General features: G+C 66.7%; 10 protein-coding genes. 7 read left to right on the top strand and 3 right to left on the bottom strand.

Annotated elements, in window-relative coordinates; genetic code table 11:
• Positions 1-87: 87 nt before the first annotated feature.
• The gene (gene gatB / locus A9W95_RS02300; RefSeq protein ID WP_067409029.1) at positions 88-1,617 is read left to right on the top strand and encodes an Asp-tRNA(Asn)/Glu-tRNA(Gln) amidotransferase subunit GatB; all 1,530 of its coding nucleotides are present in this window, start codon (positions 88-90) and stop codon (positions 1,615-1,617) included.
• Positions 1,618-1,626: 9 nt separating this feature from the next.
• Here the strand turns inward: gatB and A9W95_RS02295 are convergent, their stop codons facing one another.
• Entirely contained in the window at positions 1,627-2,748 is a 1,122-nt protein-coding gene (locus A9W95_RS02295; protein WP_067409031.1) for a sorbosone dehydrogenase family protein, read from the bottom strand.
• Positions 2,749-3,211: 463 nt separating this feature from the next.
• Here A9W95_RS02295 and A9W95_RS02290 point away from each other — a divergent pair, with 463 nt between their 5' ends.
• Positions 3,212-4,051, top strand: a complete 840-nt coding sequence (locus tag A9W95_RS02290) for a DoxX family protein (protein WP_067409028.1) — start codon at positions 3,212-3,214, stop codon at positions 4,049-4,051.
• Here A9W95_RS02290 and A9W95_RS02285 read toward each other — a convergent pair whose 3' ends face one another.
• The gene (locus tag A9W95_RS02285) at positions 4,052-4,399 is read right to left on the bottom strand and encodes a PH domain-containing protein (protein WP_216638119.1); all 348 of its coding nucleotides are present in this window, start codon (positions 4,397-4,399) and stop codon (positions 4,052-4,054) included.
• A gap of 550 nt (positions 4,400-4,949) precedes the next feature.
• On the opposite strand from A9W95_RS02285, the gene A9W95_RS02280 reads away from it, so the two are divergent.
• The 3 genes from A9W95_RS02280 to ilvC all read left to right on the top strand — a co-directional run bounded on the left by A9W95_RS02280 (position 4,950) and on the right by ilvC (position 8,358).
• Positions 4,950-6,767, top strand: a complete 1,818-nt coding sequence (locus A9W95_RS02280) for an acetolactate synthase large subunit (protein WP_371328014.1) — start codon at positions 4,950-4,952, stop codon at positions 6,765-6,767.
• Entirely contained in the window at positions 6,767-7,282 is a 516-nt protein-coding gene (gene ilvN, locus A9W95_RS02275) for an acetolactate synthase small subunit (RefSeq protein ID WP_067409026.1), read from the top strand. The genes A9W95_RS02280 and ilvN overlap by 1 nt, the downstream gene beginning before the upstream one ends.
• Before the next feature lie 74 nt (positions 7,283-7,356).
• On the top strand, positions 7,357-8,358 hold the full coding sequence (gene ilvC / locus A9W95_RS02270) for a ketol-acid reductoisomerase (RefSeq protein ID WP_067409025.1): 1,002 nt from the start codon (positions 7,357-7,359) through the stop codon (positions 8,356-8,358).
• A 15-nt stretch (positions 8,359-8,373) separates the two neighbouring features.
• Here ilvC and wrbA read toward each other — a convergent pair whose 3' ends face one another.
• Positions 8,374-8,973: an NAD(P)H:quinone oxidoreductase gene (gene wrbA, locus A9W95_RS02265; protein WP_067409024.1), complete on the bottom strand. Its 600-nt coding sequence runs from the start codon at positions 8,971-8,973 to the stop codon at positions 8,374-8,376.
• A 221-nt stretch (positions 8,974-9,194) separates the two neighbouring features.
• Between wrbA and serA the strand changes: the two genes are divergently transcribed.
• Both serA and A9W95_RS02255 read left to right on the top strand, forming a co-directional pair.
• Positions 9,195-10,781 carry a phosphoglycerate dehydrogenase gene (gene serA / locus A9W95_RS02260; protein ID WP_067409023.1) on the top strand — a complete coding sequence of 529 codons (1,587 nt, stop codon included), beginning with the start codon at positions 9,195-9,197 and terminating at the stop codon, positions 10,779-10,781.
• Positions 10,778-11,057: isocitrate/isopropylmalate family dehydrogenase (locus A9W95_RS02255; RefSeq protein ID WP_253851533.1), on the top strand; the 280-nt coding region annotated here is incomplete at its 3' end. The genes serA and A9W95_RS02255, both read left to right, overlap by 4 nt.

Raw genomic sequence — 11,057 nt, 5'->3', positions numbered from 1 at the left:
CCGACCTCGCAACCACCACTAGCCCCATGGTGGTGGTCTGCTTCGGCCGGCTCCGCCGACCTCGCAACCACCACTAGGATCAACCCCATGACTGTTGCGCCCGGAGCGCCCAAAGCCGCAGAGGCCGAACTGCTCGACTTCGACGAAGTGATCGCCCGCTTCGACCCCGTCCTGGGCCTCGAGGTGCACGTCGAGCTGTCCACCAAAACCAAGATGTTCTGCGGCTGCGCCACCGCCTTCGGCGGTGAACCCAACACCCAGGTCTGCCCGGTGTGCCTGGGCCTGCCCGGCTCCCTGCCGGTGCTCAACCAGGCGGCCGTCGAGTCGGCAATCCGCATCGGCCTGGCCCTCAACTGCGAGATCGTGCCGTGGTGCCGGTTCGCCCGGAAGAACTACTTCTACCCGGACATGCCGAAGAACTACCAGATCTCGCAATATGACGAGCCCATCGCCATCAACGGCTATCTCGACGCTCCGCTGGAAGACGGCACCACCTGGCGGGTCGACATCGAGCGGGCGCACATGGAAGAAGACACCGGCAAGCTCACCCACATCGGCAGCGAGACGGGCCGCATCCACGGCGCGACCACCTCCTTGATCGACTACAACCGCGCCGGGGTCCCGCTGATCGAGATAGTCACCAAACCGATCGTCGGCGCCGGCGAACGCGCCCCCCAAATCGCCCGGGCCTACGTCACAGCCCTGCGACACCTGCTGCGCGCACTGGACGTATCCGACGTCCGGATGGATCAGGGTTCGATGCGGTGCGACTCCAACGTGTCGCTCATGCCCAAGGGGGCAACCGAATTCGGTACCCGGACCGAGACGAAGAACGTGAACTCGCTGAAAAGCGTTGAGGTCGCGGTGCGCTACGAGATGCAGCGGCAAGCCGCCGTGCTCACCTCAGGCGGCCACATCATTCAAGAGACCCGGCACTTTCACGAAGCCGGCTACACCAGTCCCGGCCGGGCCAAGGAGACCGCCCAGGATTACCGGTATTTCCCGGAGCCCGATCTCGAACCGGTGGCGCCCAGCCGCGAGCTGGTCGAGCAACTCCGCCAGACCATCCCCGAACTACCGTGGTTGACCCGCAAGCGGATTCAGGAAGAGTGGGGGATCTCCGACGAGGTCATGCGCGACCTGGTTAACGCCGGCGCGGTGGAGCTGGTGACCGAGACCGTCAAGCACGGCGCCCCCAGCGAACAGGCCCGCGCGTGGTGGGGCAGCTTCCTGGTACAGAAAGCCAACGAGGCCAAGGTGGCCCTCGACGAACTGGCCATCACTCCGGCCCAAGTCGCCGCGGTGATCGCGTTGGTCACCGAGGGCAAGCTGTCCAACAAGCTTGCCCGCCAAGTCATCGAAGGGGTGCTGGCCGGAGAAGGCGAACCCGCGGACGTGATGACCGCCCGTGGTCTGGCCTTGGTCCGTGACGATTCCCTCACCCAGGCCGCTGTCGACGAGGCGTTAGCCGCCAATCCCGATGTCGCGGAGAAGATTCGCGGCGGCAAGGTCGCCGCGGCCGGCGCGATCGTCGGCGCGGTGATGAAAGCCACCCGCGGACAAGCGGATGCGGCGCGGGTTCGCGAACTCGTCTTGGCGGCCTGCGGACAGGGCTGACGGCTCGGCCTAGGCCTTGTCGTCGTTGTTGCGCGGGAAGCCGCCGCCCTGCGGGAACAGCGGGAACACCACGTCGTCCAGCTTTTCGGCGTCACCGGCGGTCTTGTTCACCGTCGCGCCCCAAACGTTGCCATCCGGCGACATCCGCAACGCCCACGCGTGAGCGTGCGTGTCCTTGCGCACCACGTCCGGTTCACCGGTCACCGCACCGGTCGCAGGCGCCAGCCGAACCGCCACAGTAAGTTTGGTGTTGATCAGGTTGACCAGCACGGTGCCGTCCATCGCCGCGCACCCGGCCACGCCAGGCTTGTCCGGCCAGGTCCACACCGTCGACACCTCGGACTTCTTGGTGATGCGCTGCAACCGGTCCGCGGTCGGCGTCCGGTCGACGACATAGAGCGACCCGTCGACCGGATCGATGCACATGCCGCCACCCGAGCCGATGCCCGACAGCGCGGTCGTCGGCGGAGCCTGCCCGATGGTGGTCGGCTGCTCGATGCGTAACACCTTGCCGGCCAACGACTTCGGATCGGCGGCCTGCGCCGGGTTACCGGCATCACCGGTCATGACGACCAGCGTGGTGGGACTGGTGAAGATCAGCGCTCCCATATTCCCGGTGGCGCCCTTGGGAATACCCGTCAAGATGTCCTTCGGAATGTCGCCTTCGGCGATCCGGATGACCCGGTTGTCGGTGGGCGTGCTGACGTAGGCGTACATCAACCGGTCCTGTGAATAGGTCGGCGACAGCACGATGTCCATCAACCCGCCATCTCCGGACGGATCGACCGGAATCACCATCTTCACTTTGGGCTCCGCGCTGACCGAGATGTCGACGAGGGCGCCGGTCGTGCGCTCGGCCACCAGTGCGGTCTTGCTGTCCATGCCCATGATCAGGCCGCTGGTGCTCTCCAGGCACCCCTGCATCACCCCAGGCGCAGGGCAGGCCTTCGGAAACGGTGTCGGCGGCAGCGGCGGTGGCGGGGGAGGTGTGGAGCTGGGCGGCGGACGCAGTTCGGGATTGGTGGTGAACGGCTGCGACTGGGCGTCGTTGAACCGCGCGCAGCCGTTCGACATCAGCGCCGCCGCACTCAACACCGCGAGCGCGCGCCGAACCGACCGCCGTATCCGCATGACCGACAGGCTACGGGAATTTGGGATCGAGGCCGCCACCTGCCACCGGGGCGTGGTGATGCGGGTAACTCCCACGGCGGCACGTCCGGGCAGATCGGCAAGGGTGGTCAGGGCGGCAACGGCGGCACCGGCGGCACCGGGGCGACCGGCGATGCAGGCACCGACAACAGCGGCGAACCCGGCCAGGCCGGTGGCATAGGTGGAACCGGCGGCACCGGCGGCACCGGCCGCGCGGGCGGTAAAGGCGGCACCGCCGGCAACGGCTACGACGCCACCGCCGCGGGTGGCACCGCGGTCGGTAAAGGTGGTCAAGATGGTCAAGGCGGCCAAGGTGGCAGTGGCGGGCTGCCATCCGCCCTTGAGTGCTGGTTTAACCAGTTCCACGCATCAACTGCGGATTTAACCGGTAAAAGCGCCGCTCAAATCCCGGGTTTCGGGCCCATGTGCCTTTACCCTGACACCCGTGACCAGTTCGAATGACGCACTCTGGCAGCGCCCGGACGATCCCCACGGGCCGATCGCGGCTCCCCCCGCCTCGGCGAGGCTGGTCGATCCCGAAGACGATCTGACCCCGGCGGCGTTCAAACGCGAACACACCGGCACCACCACCATCATCCCGCCCTACGACCCAGGGCCGAATATCGGCGGCACGGGATACAACCTGGTCGAGCACCAAGAGCCGCTCCCGTACGTCCAGCCGCAAGCCGCGGGCAAACAAGGTTCGGCGATGCCCGCCACCGTCGACTTCGACGACGAAGACGACCGGGTCGGCGCGGTGGGCCGTCGCGGCACGCAGAACTTCGGTCTGCTGGTTCTGCGCGCCGGTCTCGGATTGGTGCTGATTGCGCACGGGCTGCAGAAATTGTTCGGCTGGTGGGACGGCTCAGGCCTGAACGGGTTCAGGAACTCGCTGTCCGACATCGGCTACCACCACGCCGACGTCCTGGCTTACGTCAGCGCCGGCGGCGAAATCGTCGCGGGCGTGCTACTGGTGCTTGGCTTATTCACCCCGCTGGCCGCCGCCGGCGCGCTGGCCTTCCTGATCAACGGCCTGCTGGCCAGCATGTCGGGCCGGCACTCGCACTCGTTCGCCTACTTCCTACCCAATGGTCACGAATACCAGATCACCCTGGTGGCGATGGCAGTCGCCGTGATCCTCAGCGGTCCGGGACGCTATGGACTTGATGCGGGTCGGCGCTGGTCGCATCGGCCGTTCATCGGGTCATTCGTGGCGTTGCTGGTCGGCGTGGCCGCCGGCATCGGCGTCTGGGTGATGCTCAACGGGGTCAACCCGCTGGCCTGATCAGCGGTACGGGTTAGGGACCCTGCCCTTGCTGGCTTCGGTCAGCTGCGGCAATGTCGCGAACGTCACTGCGGGCAGCCGCACTTCCGCGCCGTCCTTGAGCTGAGCACGGGCCCACGAGCCGCGGTGGAAGCGGAGCCCGTCGATGTCCTCCCAGCGGATCGTCTGACTGCTCAGCAGCGTGCGCACCGTCACGCCCTGCTCGTCGGCAACCGTGCGCAGGCGAATGATCAACGCCGACAGCACGATCGGAATCAGCAGCAAGGGGAGGGCTGCGGGCCAGGTGAGCACTGGTATCAACAGCCCGAGCAGCACAAAGCCGACGGCCAGATGCGCCATCGGCGACATTCTGATCACCACGGGCGAGTCGGTAGCCACCTTGGCATCATGTCACTGCTCGCCTTGACGCCGCCGCGGTGCTCATTGAGCGCTTACGGCGACCGTGCACGGCGTGTCGCCGCCGCCAGCGCACACTCGCCGCCGTCAGCGCACATTCGCCGCCGTCAGCGCACACTCGCCGCCGGCAGCGCACACTCGCCGCCGTCAGCGCACACTCGCCGCCGGCAGCGCACACTCGCCGCCGCCAGCGCACACTCGCCGCCGTCAGCGCACACTCGCCGGTCAAGGACACCGATTTGACTCCTGACCAGTGCGAAGACTACCTTCGTAAGCTATGGATACCGCCGGACAGCCCGGAATGCTCGTAGTAATTGGTAGGCGCGTTGGTGCCTGACTAGCATTGGAAGCGGTCCAGCACTAACGCGCAACCCTCGTGCAGCAGCTGAGCTGACGGGGGTTTTTTGTTGCCCACCAACGAGACTTCACCCGATTAAGGACGAACAAGACAGTGAGCGCACCAACCAGGCCGCACGCCCGGCAGACGCAGCGCGCGGCCGACATCGCCTCCGACGCGGCGGAAACGCCCGCGGCCGCCCCGACCGCGCATCCGAAACACGTTGCGCCGGAACAACTTACCGGCGCGCAGGCGGTCATTCGATCGCTCGAGGAGCTCGACGTGGAGGTCATCTTCGGCATCCCGGGCGGCGCTGTACTGCCGGTGTACGACCCGTTGTTCGACTCCCAGAAACTGCGCCACGTCCTGGTCCGCCACGAGCAGGGCGCCGGGCATGCCGCCAGCGGCTACGCGCACGCCACCGGCAAGGTCGGGGTGTGCATGGCGACGTCGGGTCCCGGCGCGACCAACCTGGTGACACCGCTGGCCGACGCGCAGATGGACTCCATCCCGGTGGTCGCCATCACCGGCCAGGTCGGGCGGGGACTGATCGGCACCGACGCCTTCCAGGAAGCCGACATCTCCGGCATCACCATGCCGATCACCAAGCACAACTTCCTGGTCCGCTCTGGCGACGAGATCCCGAAGGTGATGGCCGAAGCGTTCCACATCGCGGCCTCCGGACGCCCCGGCGCAGTGCTGGTCGACATTCCCAAAGACATCTTGCAAGGGCCGTGCACATTCAACTGGCCGCCGCGGATGGACCTGCCCGGGTACAAGCCCAACACCAAGCCGCACAACCGGCAGATCCGCGAAGCCGCCAAACTGATCGCGGCCGCCCGCAAGCCGGTGCTCTATGTCGGCGGCGGCGTGATCCGCGGTGAGGCGACCGAGCAACTGCGCGAACTGGCCGACCTCACCGGCATTCCCGTCGTCACCACCTTGATGGCGCGCGGCGCTTTCCCGGACAGCCATCGCCAGAACCTCGGCATGCCCGGCATGCACGGCACCGTGGCCGCGGTGGCGGCGCTGCAGCGCAGCGACCTGCTGATCGCGCTGGGCACCCGCTTCGACGACCGGGTAACCGGCAAGCTGGACTCCTTTGCCCCGGAAGCCAAGGTGATTCACGCCGACATCGACCCCGCCGAGATCGGCAAGAACCGCCACGCCGACGTGCCGATCGTGGGCGATGTGAAGGCCGTCATCACCGAGCTCATCGCGATGCTGCACCACCACGACGTTCCGGGTCACCTCGACATCGCCGACTGGTGGGCGTATCTGGACGGCGTGCAGGAGACCTTCCCGCTGAGCTACGGCCCACAAAGCGACGGCAGCCTGAGCCCGGAGTACGTCATCGAGAAGCTCGGCCAGATCGCCGGACCCGACGCCGTCTACGTCGCCGGGGTTGGCCAGCACCAGATGTGGGCAGCGCAGTTCATCTCCTACGAAAAGCCGCGCACCTGGCTCAATTCCGGCGGCCTGGGCACCATGGGTTACGCCGTGCCGGCGGCCATGGGCGCCAAGTTCGCCCTTCCCGACACCGAGGTCTGGGCCATTGACGGCGACGGGTGCTTCCAAATGACCAACCAGGAGTTGGCCACCTGCGCGATCGAAGGCATCCCGATCAAGGTGGCGCTGATCAACAACGGCAACCTGGGCATGGTCCGCCAATGGCAGACCTTGTTCTACGAGGAGCGCTACTCCCAGACCGACCTGGCCACGCACTCGCACCGCATCCCGGACTTCGTCAAGCTGGCCGAGGCACTCGGCTGCATCGGATTGCGTTGCGAGCGTGCCGAAGACGTGGTCGACGTGATCAATCAGGCGCGCGAGATCAACGACCGCCCGGTGGTGATCGACTTCATCGTCGGCGCCGACGCGCAGGTCTGGCCGATGGTGGCCGCCGGCACCAGCAACGACGAGATCCAAGCCGCCCGCGGCATCCGTCCGTTGTTCGACGACGAAAGCGAAGGGCACGCCTGATGGTCACCAGTTCGCCCAAGACACATACGTTGTCGGTTCTGGTGGAAGACACCCCCGGTGTACTGGCGCGGGTGGCAGCCCTGTTCTCCCGACGCGGATTCAACATCGAGTCGTTGGCTGTCGGTGCCACCGAGCAGAAAGACATGTCGCGCATGACGATTGTGGTCTCCGCCGAGGAGACGCCGCTCGAGCAGATCACCAAGCAGCTCAACAAGTTGATCAACGTCATCAAAATCGTTGAGCAGGACGAGGAAAACTCGATGTCACGCGAACTGGCGCTGATCAAGGTGCGCGCCGACGCGGGCAGCCGCAGTCAGGTGATCGAAGCGGTGAATCTGTTCCGCGCTAACGTCATCGACGTATCGCCGGACTCGCTGACCGTCGAGGCCACCGGCAACCGCGGCAAGCTGGAGGCGTTGTTGCGGGTGCTCGAGCCGTTCGGGATCCGCGAGATCGCCCAATCGGGCGTGGTGTCGCTGGCCCGCGGGCCGCGCGTAATCGGCACCGCCAAGTAATTTCGCACTATTTCGACAAAAGACTGATAGAAGGAGATATCGAGGTGGCAGACGTGCCAGCGCAGACGTTAGAGATGTTTTACGACGACGACGCAGACCTGTCGATCATCCAGGGCCGCAAGGTCGGTGTGATCGGTTACGGCAGCCAGGGCCACGCGCACTCGCTGAGCCTGCGCGATTCCGGAGTCCAGGTCCGCGTCGGGCTCAAGGAAGGCTCCAAGTCGCGCGCCAAGGTCGAGGAGCAGGGCATCGAGGTCGACACCCCCGCCGAAGTCGCCAAGTGGGCCGACGTCATCATGCTGCTGGCCCCCGACACCGCGCAGGCCGACATCTTCAAGAACGACATCGAGCCCAACCTCAATGACGGCGACGCCTTGTTCTTCGGTCACGGCCTCAACATCCACTTCGATCTGATCAAGCCGCCCGCCAACGTCACCGTAGCCATGGTCGCGCCGAAGGGCCCGGGGCACCTGGTGCGGCGCCAATTCGTCGACGGCAAGGGCGTTCCCGCGCTGATCGCCGTGGACCAAGACCCCAGCGGTGAAGGCCAGGCGTTGGCGCTCTCTTACGCCAAGGCGATCGGCGGCACCCGCGCCGGCGTCATCAAGACCACCTTCAAGGACGAGACCGAAACCGACCTGTTCGGTGAACAGGCCGTATTGTGCGGTGGCACAGAGGAATTGGTGAAGACCGGTTTCGACGTGATGGTCGAGGCGGGTTACCCGCCGGAGATGGCCTACTTCGAGGTGCTGCACGAGCTGAAGCTGATCGTCGACCTGATGTACGAAGGCGGCATCGCGCGGATGAACTACTCGGTGTCCGACACCGCCGAGTTCGGCGGGTACCTGTCGGGGCCGCGCGTCATCGACGCCGACACCAAGCAGCGGATGCGTGACATCCTGCGCGACATCCAGGACGGCACCTTCACCAAGAAGCTCGTCGCCAACGTCGAGGGCGGCAACAAGCAGCTCGAGCAGCTGCGCAAGGAGAACGCCGAGCACCCGATCGAGGTCACCGGCAAGAAGCTGCGCGACCTGATGAGCTGGGTCGACCGGCCGATCACCGAAACGGCCTAGCCCCAGGCGCGGCCGCTAGGAGGCTAGTCGCGCCGCCGTCGACACTACTCGGCGCGCCAAGTGGTCCAACGCGTTGTTCGTCGCGTCGTCAAACTCGGTGATGTTGTCGTGCGTTGAAATCAGGCTGACCCCATAGGGATTGCCGTCGACGAATTTCAGCGGATCGGTGTACCCCGGCGGCACGATGATGCCGCCGAAGTGCATCAGCGTGAAGTACAGCGCGATCAGCGTGGATTCCTGGCCGCCGTGCATAGTGTTGGAGGACGTGAACGCGGCATACACCTTGTCGGCCAATTTGCCTTGTGCCCACAGCCCGCCCAGCGAATCCAGGAAGTCGCGCAATTGCGCTGCGGGCGAACCGAATCGGGTCGGCGAGCCGAAGATCACCGCGTCGGCCCAGATGATGTCGTCGCCGGTAGCCGCCGGAAGGTCCTTGGTCGCTTCGTAATTGGCCGTCCACGCCGGATTCTGCGCGAAGGACGCCGGGTCGCGGGTCTCTCGGACGTGGCGCACCCGTACCTCGGCGCCGGCGGCTTCAGCCGCCGCAGCGACGCGGTTGGCCATGGTGGTGCCGTGCCCGGTAGCCGAGTAATAGATGATCGCAAGATTCGTCATGGCGTCAGCGTAGGCGGGTTGGCTGGCGCGAAGTAGGACCAACAGCGCTGGCCGGCGGTGATTTGTCGCTCTGAGGCGGGCAAAAATGCCACCACCTCCAGCAGAGACGGATGTGGCGAATGTGACTCAACGCCAGACGATCAGCGGTTCACCCCCCGGTGTGGGCGGCGACCCGCTGCGCCCGACTCCGTCGCGCTGACGGTCGCCGCTAGGCTGTCCGCGTGAACCTGCCTGTTGTGTTGATCGCCGACAAACTTGCCCAATCGACCGTCGCGGCCCTCGGAGACCAGGTCGAGGTGCGGTGGGTAGACGGCCCCGACCGGGAGAAGCTGCTGGCCGCGGTGCCCGAGGCGGACGCCCTGCTGGTGCGCTCGGCCACGACGGTCGACGCCGAAGTGCTCGCCGCGGCCCCCAAGCTCAAGATCGTGGCCCGCGCCGGCGTCGGTTTGGACAACGTCGACGTGGACGCCGCCACGGCCCGCGGCGTGCTGGTCGTCAACGCGCCCACGTCGAACATTCACAGCGCGGCCGAGCACGCCTTGGCGCTGCTGCTCTCCGCCGCGCGCCAGGTCCCGGCCGCGGACGCTTCGCTGCGTGAACACACCTGGAAGCGGTCGTCGTTCAACGGCACCGAAATCTTCGGGAAGACCGTCGGCGTGGTGGGACTGGGCCGCATCGGCCAACTGGTGGCTCAGCGCATCGCCGCGTTCGGCACCCACGTCGTCGCCTATGACCCGTACGTCTCCGCGGCCCGCGCCGCGCAACTGGGCATCGAGTTGCTGTCCCTGGACGATCTGCTGGCCCGTGCCGACTTCATCTCGGTGCACCTGCCCAAGACGCCGGAGACCGCGGGGCTGATCGATAAGGACGCCTTGGCCAAGACCAAACCCGGCGTCATCATCGTCAACGCCGCACGCGGCGGGCTGGTCGACGAGACCGCTCTGGCCGAGGCAATCAGCAGCGGCCACGTGCGCGCCGCCGGACTCGACGTTTTCTCCACCGAGCCCTGCACCGACAGCCCGCTGTTCGAGCTGCCCCAGGTGGTGGTCACTCCGCACCTGGGGGCGTCCACCGCGGAGGCTCAGGACCGCGCCGGCACCGACGTCGCCAAGAGTGTGCGGCTGGCCCTGGCCGGTGAGTTTGTGCCCGACGCGGTCAACGTCGGTGGCGGGGTGGTCAGCGAGGAGGTCGCGCCGTGGCTGGACTTGGTGCGCAAGCTGGGCGTGCTGACCGCCGCGCTGTCCGGAGAGTTGCCGGCGTCGCTGTCGGTGCAGGTCCGCGGTGAACTCGCGGCCGACGAGGTCGAGGTGCTCAAGCTCTCGGCGCTGCGCGGCCTGTTCTCCGCGGTGATCGAGGACCAGGTCACCTTCGTCAACGCGCCGGCGCTGGCCGCCGAGCGCGGAGTCACCGCCGAGCTGACCAAGGCCACCGAGAGCCCCAACCACCGCAGCGTGGTGGACGTCCGGGCCGTCGCCGCCGACGGCTCCGTCGTCAACGTCGCGGGCGCCTTGTCCGGGCCGCAACTGGTGGAGAAGATCGTGCAGATCAACGGCCGCAACTTCGACCTGCGCGCCCAGGGCATCAACTTGGTGATCAATTACGTCGACGAGCCAGGTGCGTTGGGCAAGATCGGCACGTTGCTCGGGTCGGCCGGCGTCAACATTCAAGCCGCGCAACTCTCCGAGGACGCCGAGGGGCCGAGCGCGACGATCCTGCTGCGGCTGGACCAAGACGTGCCCGAGGACGTGCGTTCGGCGATCGCGGCGGCCGTCGGCGCCAACAAGCTGGAAGTGGTGGATCTGTCGTGAGCGTCAACCTCGCGATCATCCCCGGCGACGGCATCGGTCAAGAGGTCGTCGCCGAAGCGGTCAAGGTCCTCGACACGGTGCTTCCAGGCGCGCAGAAGACGACCTACGACCTGGGGGCCAAGCGGTTTCACGCCACCGGCGAGGTCCTACCCGAATCGGTCATCGACGAGCTGCGCCAACACGACGCCATCCTGCTGGGCGCCATCGGTGACCCGTCGGTGCCCAGCGGCGTACTGGAGCGAGGACTGCTGCTGCGGCTGCGTTTTGCATTGGATC

Source organism: Mycobacterium sp. 1423905.2 (assembly GCF_001673155.1).
Lineage (GTDB): Bacteria > Actinomycetota > Actinomycetes > Mycobacteriales > Mycobacteriaceae > Mycobacterium.
Note: the sequence above shows the minus strand (reverse complement) of the source record. Positions and strands in the feature narration are given on the sequence as shown.